This window comes from Niveispirillum sp., assembly GCF_017996735.1.
Lineage (GTDB): Bacteria > Pseudomonadota > Alphaproteobacteria > Azospirillales > Azospirillaceae > Niveispirillum.
The window spans coordinates 1-13722 of sequence record NZ_JAGOGJ010000157.1 but is presented as its reverse complement, the minus strand read 5'-3'; the positions used below and the strand labels follow the sequence as shown (position 1 = coordinate 13722).

Genomic DNA, 13722 nt, shown 5'->3' with positions numbered 1-13722 from the left:
ATGGTTTCCTCGCGCTTGAGATCGACGATCGTCAGATCGGCGTCGTAGCCGGCCATGATCCGGCCTTTGCAGGCGATGTTGAACAGCCGCTGCGGCCCCGCGCTGGTCAGATCGACGAAACGGGCGTTCACGTCGCGGTCGCGCAGCAGCAGCGCGGTGCCGTGCGCGCTGTGCGCCTCGCCGATCCCGGCGAGCAGCTCGCGCACCGTCATCAGCTGTTCCTTGACGCAGAAACGGCCGTGACTGCGCAGCCGCGCCAGATCGTCGAGACACGCCGAAACCGCGGCGATCCGCGCGTCGACAAAGGCGTCGGCCTCCGCGCGGCTGCCCGGACGGGCAAAGATCGCCGCATTGCGTTCGTGCATCGCGCGCCGCACGTCGGCCATCGCCTCGCGCCAGCCGTCGGCATCATCGTCGGCGACGAAGCGGCCGTAAACGCCCGGCGCGCCGGTCTTTTTATTCTCCAGCAGCAGGTCGGTCATGCCGCCATAGGCCGACACGACGAAGATGCGGTTGTACAGGTCGGCGCCCGAACGCCCGGCGATCAGGACATTGTCGAACAGGGTCGCGGTCGCGGCCATCGATGTGCCGCCGATCTTCTCGACGCTGTGCCCGCTCATGCCGGCACCGCCTCGACCAGCGGGCCGTGCCGGTGGGGCAGCGGTTCGGGTTCGCCGCGGTGCGCGAGGAACCACGGGCGCGGCTTTTCCACCCCGAACGGCTTCTCCAGCCGGTTGCTGACGGCATTATAGACCAGAAAGGCATTGGCGCGCGGGAACGGCGTGATGTTGCCGTTCGACCCGTGCATGATGTTGCAGTCGAAGATGATCACCGTGCCCGGTTCGCCCGTGGGGGCGACGATGCCGTGGCGATTGACCAGATCGGCCAGGCTGTCCTCGTCCGGGACGCCATATTCCTGCTTCTTCAATGAAGACTTGTAATGGTTCTCCGGCGTTTCCCCCACGCAGGTCAGGAATTCCCGGTGTGATCCGGGGATCAGCATCAGCGGCCCGTTATGCGGCGTATTGCGGGCCAGCAGCACCGACATGGACAGGGCCCGCATGCGGGGCATCCCGTCTTCCACATGCCAGGTTTCGAAATCGGAATGCCAATAGAACTCGCGACCCTGGAAACCGGGTTTGTAGTTCAGGCGCGACTGGTGGATATAGACATCGTCGGCCAGCAGGAACCGCGCCACCTCCGACAGCCGCGCATCGGCGGCCAGCCAGGCCATCATGGCGTTCTGGCGGTGGATCTCGAAGATCGACCGCACTTCCGTGCCGCCGGGTTCGGTGATGATGGTGTCCGGCTTCAGCCCCTTTGGATGGCCCAGCAGGCCGGCCGCCTCGGCACGAAGGGTGTCTATCTCTTCGGCCTCGAACAGATTTTCCAGGACGAGATAGCCGTTTTCCTCAAAGAAATCAGCCTGAGCCTGGGAAAGGGGGGATTGCGGGTGCCAGGCGCCGTGGACTACGGGGTCAAGGCGTGGCAGCAACCGCGCCTGATCGGCGCAGCGGGAGGGGTAGTGATCGGTCATGAGATGGTCTCGCAATAAAATTCCGGGCTTTGGCGACGGCGCATGATCGTCACGCCGCCCTGTCCGCCGGATAGGCGCCGGTCTCGTCATGCACTTCACGGCCGGTCACCGGCGGGTTGAAGACGCAGGCCATGACCATTTCCGTGCGGCCGCGCAGGATGTGCCGGTCGTTCAGGTTCAGCGCATACATCGTGCCGGGCCGGATATCATGGACCTGTCCCGTGGCCAGATCCTCGACGCTGCCCTCGCCGCTGATGCAATAGACCGATTCCTGATGGTTCTTGTAATGCATGGGCAGTTCGGCCCCGGCCAGGATGGTGGTGATGTGGAAGGAGAAGCCCATGCCGTCATCCTTCAACAGCAGGCGGGCGCTTTCCCAGCCGGGGGCCGCGACATTACGGTCGGACGCACGGGCGTCCGTCAGGGTGCGGATGATCATGTTGATATTCCTCGCTGGTTACTCTGCGGCGGCGCTGAAGCGGGGGGCCATGACCATGGCGACGCATTGTTCCAGGATCAGCAGGCCCTGCGACAGTTCGGCCTCGGTGATGGTCAGGGGGGCCAGCACCTTCACCACCTCGTCATGGGCGCCACTGGTTTCGATGATGAGACCGCGAGCGAAAGCGGCAGCCGTGATACGCGTCGCAACCTCACCCGATCCGACATCGATGCCCTGCATCATGCCCCGGCCCTTGACGCGTATCTGGTCGCCATAGGGGGCGGCGATGGCGTGCAGGCGGCGGCCCAGAAGGTCGGCGCGCTGACGCACCGTCTGTTCGAACGCGCTATCGCGCCAGAAATGGCGCAGGGCGGCGGTGGCGGTGACGAAGGCATGGCAATTGCCGCGGAAGGTGCCGTTATGTTCGCCGGGCCGCCACTGGTCCAGTTCCGGCCGGAGCAGGGCCAACGCAAACGGCAGTCCCATGCCGGACAGCGATTTGGCCAGGGTGACGATGTCGGGAATGATCCCCGCTTCTTCAAAGCTGAAGAAGCCGCCCGTGCGCCCGCACCCGGCCTGGATATCGTCCAGGATCAGCAGGGCGCCGTGACGCTTGGCGATGTCGGCGATCTTGCGCAGCCAGTCGGCGGAGGCGACGTTCAGGCCCCCTTCGCCCTGCACCGCCTCCACCAGGATGGCGGCAGGCTGGTCCAGTCCGCTGGACGGGTCGGACAGGCGCTGGTCCAGCAGGTCGGCCGTATCGATATCGGGACCGTAATAGCCGTCGAACGGTTCATGGCTGACATGGTTCAACGGCACGCCGGCCCCGTCGCGCTTGCCGGCATTGCCGGTACAGGCCAGGGAACCCAGGGTCATGCCATGGAAGCCGTTGGTGAAGGCGATGACATGCTGGCGCCCCGTCACCTTGCGCGCCAGCTTCAAGGCCGCCTCCACCGCATTGGTGCCGGTGGGGCCGGTAAACATGGCGCGATAGGACAGGCCGCGTGGGACCAGGATCGTGCGCTCCAACTCAACCAGGAACGCCTGCTTGGCGGCGGTGTGCAGATCCAGGCTGTGGGCGATGCCGTCGGCGGCGATATAGTCCAGCAGGGCCTGCTTCAGCACCGGGTGGTTATGGCCGTAATTCAGGCTGGAGCAGCCGGACAGCAGGTCGAGATAGCGCCCGCCCTGCGCATCCTCCATCCACGCTCCCTGCGCCCGGTTGAACAGGCGCGGCATGGCGCGGGAATAGCTGCGGACCTGTGATTCCAGACGGTCGAAGGTGGTGACGTCGGGCGGGGTGGCCGTCGGTGTCGGCATCATGATGGTTGTTTCCATTTGTTGTTGGTGGGCACGGGGGCCCGGTCAGGCGGCGGCGCGCACGGTGGGCAGCGGGCCGATGGTGACCAGATGTTCGCTCTCGTGCGCGCCGGCGAAGTGGCGTTCGCGATCGAAATGCGCGTCGTGGCGCAGCGTGGCCCCCTGGCTGTCGGCAAAGCCCTGGAACAGCGCCCAACTGGCCCGGTTGGACGGGGTGATGGTGGTGGCGATGGCGGTGACATCGCCCAGGCCGGGGCGGGCCAGCAAGGCCGTCAGCAGGCGGCGGCCCAGCCCCTGGCCGCGAACAACGGGATCGACCGCAACCTGCCAGACGAACAAGGTGCGGGGATCGGCAGGCAGGCGATAGCCCGAAACCCAGCCCACAACCCGCCCCGCGCCCTCGGCCAGGATGCAGCAATCGGCGAAATGGCTGGTCTGCAAGAGGTTGCAATAGAGCGAATTGACGTCCAGCGGCGGGCAGGCCGCAATCAAACGATGGATGGCGGCGCCATCAGCCGCCTGTGGTTTGCGCAAGGAGACAGCCACGTGCCCTTGAGGAAAGTCCGTGGCGGCGGGTTGGTGGGCTGGCAGAGCCATTCTTCACCCCCTTGATATTTTATCTCTCGAATTAAATTGACGGAACCGATGGGTCCCATCTCGGCTGGAGTGGCGCCAGTTTTGACGGAACCTGCCAGTGAGTCAACCTTTTTGCCTGCATAGCATGTACTCACGGGCAGGGATGCCGCATGTTTGGGTGAGAAAATTGCTTCATTATGTGAAATATATTCACGCTTGCCGGCCCATATTGTCCCCGGTAAAGCACAGGGATTCCTACGGACCGCAAAGCGATCGGCGACCATGATTGAACCCCGTACAGAGGCAGCCCTTCGGGCCATCCGACGCATCATGCGCGCGGCCGATCAGGCGGAGCGGCAGTTGGTGACCGCTACCGGACTGACACCGTCGCAGTTGCTGCTGTTGCAGGAATTGGCCCGGCGGGGGCAGGCCACGCCCAGCAGTCTGGCGGCTGCCGTGCAGTTCAGCCAGGCCACGGTCACCAATCTGGTTGACCGGCTGGAGGTGTTGGGTCTGGTCGAACGGCGGCGCGGTGAGCAGGACCGGCGGCAGATCTGGGTGGTGATCACGGTGAAGGGACGGGAAACCCTGGCCAAGGCGCCGGATATGCTCCAGGACCTGTTTTCCGGTCGGTTTCAGCACCTGCCGGATTGGGAGCAGGCTATGGTCGTGGCCATGCTGGAACGGTTGAGCGCCCTGCTGGACGCGGAAAAGATCGACGCTGCCCCCCTGATCGATACTGGCGGACCGATCGACCGGCTGCCATCATGAGCCTGGCAATCAGTCATCGACGCACCGCATAAATCCAGGCTTTGGGTTGCCATATCATATTGAAGAAACGGCCCGGTTCAGGGCGCTGTCCGCGTTGCCAGACGGCGGTAGAGGCCCCATCGATCACGCAGGACATGCCCGACTGTGACGGCCCCGTCACGGACCCTGACAATGCCGGTGCAATGCATCCAGGCGGGCGTTCCGGCTGCTGCATCCCCGAACCCGTCCGCCAGCACACCTTCCTGCCGCGCGTGGAAGGCGACGCGGTCACCGGCAGAGACGAGATCGGTGATGGTGATGGATGATTGTGCAAGGATCCGGTCGACACGGTTCGTGTCGCGCTGATCATCGATCCGCACACCCGTGACATCGGTTAGCTTTCCCGACACCAGCCAATTGCGGACCGTCTGTTCGCCGGCTGGGCTGGGGGGCGCCTCCGGACTGTCCCAGGGGGCGATGGCGGGATTGTCTACGATCATGGCAGGGCCCTCTTCCAACTGTCGCCGCCGCGAGAAATAATCCTGCTCGATGGCGCAGCCGGCCAGCCTGCCGTCCCGTAATTTGTAAAACCCGATGCTTTCCCAGGCCGCCGGCCGCCCGGCATGTCTGGTCGATGCGCCATGTTCGGTGAAGCGCACCGCGATGCAATCGCCCGCCACCATAACCTCATGCGGCGTGAAAACCAGGCCGGGAAACTGCTGGAACTGACGGGCCACGGCCGAACGGTAGACATCGTCGCGGCCGCTGATCACATGGCCGCCGGTATGCAGCGTGTAATCCGTCTGCATGATGTCACCGATCACCGAGAAATCATGCCGGTTCACGAAATCGGTCACATAGCGCCGGAGGATGGAGAGGTTGGCATTCATCGCGGATCGTCCATGGAAGGGCGGGGCATCGGTGCCCGATTTTGCCAGTCTTGGCCACGAACGGGGCCGCATCACCTAACCTTGGATGGGTGTCCATGACGCTTTCGGCCGGTAACAAGGACCGTCTGGATGTTGAGCGACGATTGGGGAAGGGATAGCAGGATGACGCAGAAGAACACCCGGCCAGAAGCGGGGAATACCACCATTGCCGGCCTGCTGGCCGGACAGGCCGTCCTGACACCCGATGCGGTCTTCGGCATCTTTCCCGACAGCCAGATCACTTACGGCGCGTTGCATGCCCGTGCCCTTGCCATGGCCAAGGGGTTGGTCGCGTTGGGAATCAGGCCCGGCGACCATGTGGCGACGCTGATGCCGAACTGTGCCGACTGGCTGCCCTGCTTCTTCGCCGGTCTCTATGCCGGTGCCGTCATGGTGCCGCTGAATGCCCGCTACAAGCGCCATGAACTGTCCTATGCCATCGCCCATTGTCAGGCGCGGATGCTGTTCACGACCGATGCCATCGACGACCATGTCGATTTTGTCGGGTTGCTGGAGCAGACCCTGCCCCATCTGACGGAAGGGGGGGACGCCGGGGCGCCCGATCTGCGGCATGCGGTGCTGATGGGACGCCGACGCCATCAAGGCTTCTTGTCGGAGGACACCCTGATCGAGGCCGGAAAGGGCATTGCCGACAGCGCGGTTGACAATGCCTGGCGGTCGGTGGCGCCGGAGGATGCGGCCGTCATCATCTATACTTCTGGAACCACCTCCGCGCCCAAGGGCTGTGTCCTGTCCCATGCCGGCATCCAGCGGAGCTGGTACACATTTGCCGAGACGGTCGATCTGTCGGCGGCGGACAGGATCTGGATGCCCATGCCGTTTTTCCATACGGGCGGGGTGGGGCCGATGACGGCGGTCCTGTCGCGGGGTGCGGCCTTCATGACACAGCCGCATTTCGAACCGGAGGGGGCGGTGGATCTGATCCGCCGCCATCGTATCGCGCATCTTTATTCCGGCTTTCCGCAAATGTCGCTGACGGTGCTGCAGCATCCATCCTATTCGCGTGAGGCGTTCGGCTTTGTCCGGTCGATGCTGAATGTCGGGCCGCCGGCCACGCAGCAGGCGATCCAGAGGCTGCTGCCGCCGGGGGCTGTGCTGCTGAACCTGTTCGGCATGACGGAAGGGGCGGGCATCATCACCTTCACTCCCGCCGATACGCCGGTGGACTTGCGCGCCGTCACCAGCGGCCGGCCGCCGCACCATACCGAAATCCGCATCTTCGATCCGGACAGCGGCACCGTCTGCCCGCCGGAGGTGATGGGGGAGATCCAGTTCCGGGGTGGTGGTGCCTTCCTGAACTATTACCGCGACCCGGATGCCACGACGGCGGCCATCCTGGCCGGCGGCTGGGTCCGCACGGGTGATCGGGGCCGGATCGATGCCGATGGCTGGCTGCACTATGCCGGGCGCCTGAAGGACATGCTGAAAGTCGGCGGGGAGAATGTCGCCGCCGCGGAGATCGAATTCTTCCTGACCCGGCATCCCGACGTGAAGATGGTTCAGGTGATCGGCGCGCCCGATGCGCGGATGGGCGAGGTGCCCGTGGCCTTTGTGGAGCGGATACCGGGTGGTACAGTGACGCAAGAAGCGTTGATCGCCATGTGCCAGGGGGAACTGGCACGCTGGAAAATCCCGCGCGCCGTGGTCTTTGTCGATGAATGGCCCATGTCATCGACAAAGGTCCAGAAGTTCCGCCTGCGCGCGCTTCTGCCTGAACCCTACCGAACCACCACCATCGGATAGGGGCCGCGAAGGGCCGGGCGTGATTGTCTTGCGCCATGGTTTCCCACCTATGCGGATGGAATGATGAACGCCTTTGATGCCCTTTTCCGGCCCTTCGATCTGGGTCCGCTGCATCTGCGCGGCCGGATCGTGATGGCGCCGATGACGCGCTGGAAATCCCCCGACCAGTTTCCCGGCCCCGATGTCGCGGCCTATTACCGTCGGCGGGCAGAGAACGGTGTGGCTCTGATCGTCACCGAAGGCACGACGATCGACCATCCCACCTCCTCCTACTCCGTGCGGGTGCCGGCCTTCCACGGGGCGGCGCTGGACGGATGGCGGCGGGTGGTCGATGGCGTGCATGAGGCCGGGAGCCGGATCGTACCGCAGATATGGCATGTCGGGCCCATGCGCCATCCCAGCAATGACTATCCCAACCGGCACCTGCCCAATGCCAGCCCTTCCGGCCTGTTCCGGCCCGGCGGAAAGCAGGCATCGGCGCCTTTGACCAGGGCGGAAATCAAGGAGATCGCGGACAGCTTCGCCCGCGCCGCCGCTGACGCGCGGGCGCTGGGCTTTGACGGGGTGGAGATCCATGGCGCCCATGGCTATATCCTGGACGCCTTCCTGTGGGAGGGGCTGAATATCCGTGAGGATGAATATGGCGGCGATGCCGTGGCCCGCACCCGCTTCGCGGTGGAGGTGGTGTCGGCCGTGCGCGCCGCCGTGGGCGCGGACTTCCCCGTCATCCTGCGCGTCTCGCAATGGAAACAGCAGGATTACGGCGCCCGGCTGGCCGAGACGCCGGAGATGCTGAAGGCCATTTTCCAGCCCATCGCCGATGCTGGCGTGGACATGTTCCATTGCTCGCAACGCCGTTATTGGGAACCGGAATTCCCTGGATCGGACATGAACCTTGCCGGATGGATGCGTCGCTTGCTGGGCAAGCCCACCATCACGGTGGGCAGCGTCGGCATGGCCGGTCCCATGTCGGTGACCGATGTCGGGGAACGGGCCGAAGTCTCCACCGACCTTGCCCCCCTGATCGCGCGGCTGGAGGCGGGGGAGTTCGATCTGGTGGCGGTGGGCCGTTCCCTGCTGGCCGATCCGGAATGGGCGCGCAAGCTCCGTGAAGGGCGGCTGGATCAGCTCAAGCCCTTCACCAAGGAGGCGTTGGATATCCTCTACTGATCCGGGGAGACCGTGCCGCTGGCCCGGTATTCCCGGATCAGCAGCCGTCCGCCCGCCAGCGCCGTCAACCCGCCCAGAAGACACCCCGCCAGCGACAGGGCCATAGCGTGACGCAGCGCCTGTGGCCCGTGTTCGGGGGTCAGGGCATCGCTGGCCATGCCCACAGCCAGGGGACCCAGCGCGCCGCCCAGGCTTTGCAGGATGGGGATCGTGGAGGCGGCCAATGCCCGTGCGCGCGGCTGGACCAGCCCCATGACGATGGTGATGACGGGCGGTGCCCAGAAGCCCAGGAAAAAGGTGAAGGCCCCGAACCAGAGGATGGCGCCATCCGCATCGATCCAGTAGAGGGACAGCAGGCCCGTCGGCACACAGGCCAGCAGCCCGCACCCGGCCGTCCAGATCAGCCAGCGCATGTCGCGCGCCCCCAGCTTGTCGGCCATGGTGCCGCAGCACAGGTTGCCCAGCAGAAGTCCGACCGCCAGTGCGGTCCCCATCTTCAGCCCGACATCGGCCGTCGACATGCCATGCACCCGGATCAGGAAAGCCGGCATCCAGGACAGCATGGCAAAGGCGGAAATCGATGCCAGCACGGCCAGCAGGATCAACGCGCGATAGGTCTTCAGCCCCAGGAACGACAGGAAGGTGGCGGCCAGGGGCAGCACCTGTGCCGGCCCCGCCGCCGGGCGGGCCGGTTCCGGCACGGTGAACCGGAACAGCAGCGCCACCAGCAGGCCCGGTGCGCCGACGATCAGGAAGGTGGCGCGCCAGCCCAGCACATCGTTCAGGGCACCGCCCAGGAAGACACCGAAGGCGATACCGAATGCGCTGCCACAACTCATCAACGCAAAGACGCGGGTGCGCAGGCGGGGCGGAAACATGTCGGTCAGCATGGAGTAGCTGGCGGGCGCGCTGCCGGCCTCGCCCGTGGCCACCATCATGCGGCCGATGGCCAGGTGCACATAGCTGGTGGCCATGCCGCAGAACATGGTCATCACGCTCCAGAACCCGACGCAGGCGGCGATCAGGGTGCGGCGGTTGCCCCGGTCGGATATGTGGGCCAGGGGAATGCCTGCCGCCATGTAGAAGGCGGAGAAGAAGACACCCGTCAACAGACCGATCTGCGTGTCGCTGAGGCCCAGATCCGCCTTGATCGACTGGATCAGGATGGTGACGATCTGGCGGTCGACATAACTGATGAAGGCCACCACCATGACCATGGCGAGGGTGTAGTATTTCAGCCGGTCCGCCGTTGCGGACCCTGCCGAAGGCGGGCCAATCATGGTTCGTTTCCTTCCAACTGCTGTTCCGGGCCGTCGGCGGCCTCTTTATCGTCCGTCCAGCGTAACATGCAGGGGGCCCATGGACCGCATGTAGAGCGCGCGGAAATAGGGGGGCGGCCCGTCCGGATGCAGGCGAACCGCCGGGTAGCGGGCCAGCAGCAATGCCACCGCCTCCTGCATTTCCGCCCGGGCCAACTGTGCCCCCACGCAGGAGCGTATGCCGCGTCCGAAGGCCAGATGCGCCGACGGGTCCGGCCGTTCCAGATCGACCTTATCGGGGCAGGGGAAGCGTTCGGCGTCGCGGTTGGCGGCGGCATGCAGCAGGATGATAACCTGGCCCTTGGCGATGGGCACCCCACCCACTTCCGTATCCTCCAGACAGCGGCGGTGGCGGAACTGGACGACATTCATCAGCCGCAGCGATTCCTCCACCAGGGCGGGAAGGACGGTGCCGGGGGCTGCCATGACCCGCGCCTTCAGCGCCGGGTCGGACAGGATCAGGTAAAGGGCGTTGGCGATGCCATGGACGCTGGTATCGGACCCGGCGAAGAAGATTTCGCGGCAGATGCCCATGACGCCGGCCTCGTCCAGGGTGATCCCGTCGACCGAAGCTTCCTGCCAGACGCGGCTGATAAAATCGTCGGCGGGATTGTCGCGGCGGGCCTGGACATAGGGGAGAAGCAGGTCGTTCAGTCGCCGTGATGCCGCAAGTGCCAGATCCCGCAAGCCGGTATCGCGGTATCCCGAAGCGATGAAGCGCACGATGGCCTCGTTCGCGTCCAGGATTTCGTGGACGGTGTCGTCATCGGTTGGCATGCCCAGCAGGGCGCAGATGATGCGCGGCGGGATCTGTGCGGCATAATCGGCGGCCAGATCGACCCTACCCGACGTCGGGAACCCATCCAGCAGGCCATCGATGATGGGGCGGATATGGGCTTCCCGGAACCGTTCGACATTGGTGGCGGACAGCAGGCGGAAATGGAACCGCCGCAGCTTCAGATGCTCCGGCCCCTGGCTCAGCGTGATGTTGGCGCCACCACCCTTGATCGCGACCGTGATCGGGTCGGCATCTCTGTACATATTGGCGAAACGGCTTTCATTACGCTGGCAATCCAGGCACTGCTGGAAATCATGCACCAGCCAGGCTGCGGCCGTTTCATCCCAGACAGGTGCGGGGCCGCCGCTGGAAAGACCGGCATAGAAGCCGAACGGGTCCTTGTCGGTGAAATCCAGGACACTGGCGGTGCGCGGGCAACCATCCGGCCTGTCCGGCGCGTTCTGACCGTCGGGCATCTGCTCCTCCCGTTTTTTGCGAATTCTGATTGCAGCCTAGGTGGGGGCCGTTTGGCGTGAACCTATCGATTGGCAGGTTTCGCAGATGGGCAGGACGTGGACAGTAGGTCCGGGCCTGCCGTGCTGCCGATGGATGATCGCCGCAGTGCCCGTAATGAAGACATTGGTATGGATACGGCTTGCATTGCCGGCGCGATGCAGGCCAATCCTTCCGAAAACGGCACGATCCCATGAAGGATGTGCAAAGGGGAGGTTTGAATGAAACGGAAATCCGGCCTGGCATGCGGCATTTCCATTCTGGCTCTTTCATTGGCCGTTGATGCGGCCTGGGCACAGTCGGCACCAGCGACCGATGATGTAATGCAGCTTGACGAGATCGTCGTGACGGCACGCAAGCGGGCGCGGGGCGAGAGCCTGCAGGACACGCCCATTTCCGCCACGGCCTTCGGTCCTGCCCAGATGCAGGATTTCCTTGTCAACGACATCGTCGATGTCGGCCGGCTGGCGCCATCCGTCGCGTTGCAGCCCTCCGCCCAGAAGGGGGTACAGAATTTCGCCATCCGTGGCATGGGCGTATCGGGATCGACCCCGTCCGACGAGCCGGCCGTGGGCATCTTCCAGGATGGCGTCTATTGGGGGTCCAACTATGGCGCGCTGGGCGACCTGTTCGATGTCGAAAGCCTGGAGATCCTGCGCGGTCCGCAGGGCACCCTGTTCGGGCGCAATGTAACGGGGGGCGCGGTTTCTTTCCGCAGCGCGCGGCCGTCCTTCGGTGAGGCCACCAAGGCCACGGTCGGCATTGGCACCTACGGTAGTTACGAAGCCTCTGCCGTGCTGAACCGCACGCTGGTTGAGGACAAGGTGGCGGCCCGTCTGGCGGTGCAAAGCCGCTGGCTGGATGGTTACTTCACCGATGCCACAACCGACAGCGACTATGGCAAGAGCCATTCCGTCATCCTGCGGCCCAGCCTGCGCTTCACGCCCAGCGACAATCTGGACATCACGCTGATCGGCGAATGGTATTCGGAAAAGGGTGATCCGGTTGTGGCGCGGGGCGTGTCACCCTCCACTCTTCCCGGCTCCCCCATGACCCTGCCGCAGCAGGAGGGCTATCTCACCCCGGCCAATTTCTGGACCGTGGCGCCCGATACGCGCGGCAGCAACGATATCGACGTGCTGTTCGGCGTGCTGGAACTGAACTGGACCCTGGGCGACGGGGTGCTGACCTCGGTCACCGGCTATCGCGATGTGCGCACGCGGGTGCTGACCGATTTCGACGGCACGCCCAGCCGGGCCTTCCTGCAGAGCATCGCGCAGGATCAGGACCAGTTCAGTTCCGAACTGCGCTATGCCATGCCGCTGTCGGACAGTTTCGACTTCACCACGGGGCTGTATTATTTCGAGCAGAGCTTCAATTTCCGCGAGGGGCGCACCCTGAACAATGGCACACAGCGTCTGGCGACCCGGTCTCTGCTGGACAATGACAGTTTTGCTGCCTTTGCCGAGGCCGACTGGCGTCCGCTGGAAAGGCTGACCGTCACCGTGGGCGCGCGCTATACGGAGGAGACGAAGAAGGCCCGTTCGGCGCCGTTCGGGTCCTGCGCCCTGGATTTCTCCACCTGCACCCTGTCGCCGCAGGCCAAGACTGACGACAGCAACCTGTCGCCCAAGCTGGGCCTGGCCTATCAGGTGACGGACGACCAGTTGCTGTTCGCGTCGGCCACACGCGGTTTCCGCAGTGGCGGTTTCTCCCTGCGCGGGACGGCCATCATCGAGCCGTACAAGGCGGAGCAGGTCACCGCTTACGAGGTGGGGTACAAGGCCGACCTGCTGAACCGGCACCTGCGCCTGAACCTCTCCGCCTACAACAATGATTACAAGGATTTGCAGCGCACCGTTCTGGGCACCAGCCCGACACAGGGCGTGGTGCAGTCCGTCTTCAACGCCGCCGACGCCACCATCCGGGGCGTGGAGGTCGAGGCGACAGCCATCCTGACCCAACATCTTTCGGTATCCGGCAGCTATGGTCATACCGATGCCGAGTATAAGAGTTTCGCGGGCGTGGCCAATCCGAGCAGCCGGCAGTTGGTGCGCGTGCCCAAGGACAGCTTTAACCTGACCGCCACCTATGAACGCACCCTGGCCGATGGCGGAGCATTCAAGGCCAATCTGTCCAGCAGCTATACGGGCAGCTATTTCTTCGACGATCCCAACCTGTTGCAGCAGAAATCCTACAATCTGCTGGATGCCAACTTGAACTACACCACCCCGTCGGGTGTCTGGACCGTGTCGGCCTATGGCAAGAACCTGACGCAGGAGAAATATGCCTTCTGGGGATCGACCCTGGGTTTCCTGGGGCAGAACATGTTCCCCGGTGCGCCGCGCACCTGGGGCCTGCGCCTGACGGCGGAATATTGATGGATCGGGACCGGGGCGGGTTGACCGCCCCGGTTCTGTCTTTCACTTGAAAAGCTGACGGCCGGCCAGATCCAGCATGATCTCCTCCGACCCGCCCCCGATGGCGTTGACCCGCACCTCGCGATAGATGCGTTCCACCTTCGACCCGGTGATGTAGGAGGCCCCGCCCAGCACCTGCGCCGCCTCCCGTGCCGCCAGTTCCAGGGTGCGGGTGGCCTGTACCTTCACCATGGCGGCACTGGCGGG

At 64.6% G+C, this 13722-nt stretch carries 12 protein-coding genes and 1 pseudogene; 4 read left to right on the top strand and 9 right to left on the bottom strand.

The window, feature by feature from the left end:
• The 5 genes and pseudogenes from KBA48_RS28775 to ectA form a co-directional block, all read right to left on the bottom strand.
• Positions 1-620 (bottom strand): annotated as a pseudogene (locus KBA48_RS28775) (aspartate kinase); the annotation flags it as partial.
• Entirely contained in the window at positions 617-1537 is a 921-nt protein-coding gene (gene thpD / locus KBA48_RS28770) for an ectoine hydroxylase (RefSeq protein WP_292912134.1), read from the bottom strand. The pseudogene KBA48_RS28775 and the gene thpD, both read right to left, overlap by 4 nt.
• Positions 1538-1586: 49 nt before the next feature.
• Positions 1587-1976: an ectoine synthase gene (locus KBA48_RS28765; RefSeq protein ID WP_292912133.1), complete on the bottom strand. Its 390-nt coding sequence runs from the start codon at positions 1974-1976 to the stop codon at positions 1587-1589.
• A gap of 18 nt (positions 1977-1994) precedes the next feature.
• The gene (ectB, locus tag KBA48_RS28760; RefSeq protein ID WP_292912132.1) at positions 1995-3299 is read right to left on the bottom strand and encodes a diaminobutyrate--2-oxoglutarate transaminase; all 1305 of its coding nucleotides are present in this window, start codon (positions 3297-3299) and stop codon (positions 1995-1997) included.
• A 42-nt stretch (positions 3300-3341) separates the two neighbouring features.
• The gene (gene ectA / locus KBA48_RS28755) at positions 3342-3830 is read right to left on the bottom strand and encodes a diaminobutyrate acetyltransferase (RefSeq protein WP_292912131.1); all 489 of its coding nucleotides are present in this window, start codon (positions 3828-3830) and stop codon (positions 3342-3344) included.
• A 324-nt stretch (positions 3831-4154) separates the two neighbouring features.
• On the opposite strand from ectA, the gene KBA48_RS28750 reads away from it, so the two are divergent.
• A complete protein-coding gene (locus KBA48_RS28750; protein WP_292912130.1) occupies positions 4155-4643 on the top strand; it encodes a MarR family winged helix-turn-helix transcriptional regulator in 489 nt (162 codons plus the stop codon).
• Between the two features lie 77 nt (positions 4644-4720).
• Here the strand turns inward: KBA48_RS28750 and KBA48_RS28745 are convergent, their stop codons facing one another.
• Positions 4721-5512, bottom strand: coding sequence for a nuclear transport factor 2 family protein (locus tag KBA48_RS28745; protein WP_292912129.1), 792 nt, complete (start codon positions 5510-5512; stop codon positions 4721-4723).
• 162 nt (positions 5513-5674) lie between these two features.
• Between KBA48_RS28745 and KBA48_RS28740 the strand changes: the two genes are divergently transcribed.
• Both KBA48_RS28740 and KBA48_RS28735 read left to right on the top strand, forming a co-directional pair.
• The gene (locus KBA48_RS28740) at positions 5675-7315 is read left to right on the top strand and encodes a class I adenylate-forming enzyme family protein (protein WP_292912128.1); all 1641 of its coding nucleotides are present in this window, start codon (positions 5675-5677) and stop codon (positions 7313-7315) included.
• 60 nt (positions 7316-7375) lie between these two features.
• Positions 7376-8485, top strand: coding sequence for an NADH:flavin oxidoreductase (locus KBA48_RS28735; protein ID WP_367273889.1), 1110 nt, complete (start codon positions 7376-7378; stop codon positions 8483-8485).
• Here the strand turns inward: KBA48_RS28735 and KBA48_RS28730 are convergent.
• Together KBA48_RS28730 and KBA48_RS28725 are read right to left on the bottom strand one after the other, a co-directional pair.
• Positions 8479-9765 carry an MFS transporter gene (locus tag KBA48_RS28730; protein ID WP_292912127.1) on the bottom strand — a complete coding sequence of 429 codons (1287 nt, stop codon included), beginning with the start codon at positions 9763-9765 and terminating at the stop codon, positions 8479-8481. The genes KBA48_RS28735 and KBA48_RS28730 overlap by 7 nt on opposite strands.
• Before the next feature lie 45 nt (positions 9766-9810).
• The gene (locus tag KBA48_RS28725; protein ID WP_292912126.1) at positions 9811-11058 is read right to left on the bottom strand and encodes a cytochrome P450; all 1248 of its coding nucleotides are present in this window, start codon (positions 11056-11058) and stop codon (positions 9811-9813) included.
• A gap of 258 nt (positions 11059-11316) precedes the next feature.
• Between KBA48_RS28725 and KBA48_RS28720 the strand changes: the two genes are divergently transcribed.
• Positions 11317-13476, top strand: coding sequence for a TonB-dependent receptor (locus KBA48_RS28720; RefSeq protein ID WP_292912125.1), 2160 nt, complete (start codon positions 11317-11319; stop codon positions 13474-13476).
• A gap of 42 nt (positions 13477-13518) precedes the next feature.
• Here KBA48_RS28720 and KBA48_RS28715 read toward each other — a convergent pair.
• The coding region (locus tag KBA48_RS28715; protein ID WP_292912124.1) for an acyl-CoA dehydrogenase family protein at positions 13519-13722 on the bottom strand (204 nt) is incomplete at its 5' end.

What these genes read in the sequence shown, in the direction of transcription:
- thpD (WP_292912134.1), bottom strand. Translation starts at nt 1,537, where the DNA reads ATGACCGATCACTACCCCTCCCGCTGCGCCGATCAGGCGCGGTTGCTG.
- KBA48_RS28765 (WP_292912133.1), bottom strand. Translation starts at nt 1,976, where the DNA reads ATGATCATCCGCACCCTGACGGACGCCCGTGCGTCCGACCGTAATGTC.
- ectB (WP_292912132.1), bottom strand. Translation starts at nt 3,299, where the DNA reads ATGATGCCGACACCGACGGCCACCCCGCCCGACGTCACCACCTTCGAC.
- KBA48_RS28750 (WP_292912130.1), top strand. Translation starts at nt 4,155, where the DNA reads ATGATTGAACCCCGTACAGAGGCAGCCCTTCGGGCCATCCGACGCATC.
- KBA48_RS28745 (WP_292912129.1), bottom strand. Translation starts at nt 5,512, where the DNA reads ATGAATGCCAACCTCTCCATCCTCCGGCGCTATGTGACCGATTTCGTG.
- KBA48_RS28740 (WP_292912128.1), top strand. Translation starts at nt 5,675, where the DNA reads ATGACGCAGAAGAACACCCGGCCAGAAGCGGGGAATACCACCATTGCC.
- KBA48_RS28735 (WP_367273889.1), top strand. Translation starts at nt 7,376, where the DNA reads ATGATGAACGCCTTTGATGCCCTTTTCCGGCCCTTCGATCTGGGTCCG.
- KBA48_RS28730 (WP_292912127.1), bottom strand. Translation starts at nt 9,765, where the DNA reads ATGATTGGCCCGCCTTCGGCAGGGTCCGCAACGGCGGACCGGCTGAAA.
- KBA48_RS28725 (WP_292912126.1), bottom strand. Translation starts at nt 11,058, where the DNA reads ATGCCCGACGGTCAGAACGCGCCGGACAGGCCGGATGGTTGCCCGCGC.
- KBA48_RS28720 (WP_292912125.1), top strand. Translation starts at nt 11,317, where the DNA reads ATGAAACGGAAATCCGGCCTGGCATGCGGCATTTCCATTCTGGCTCTT.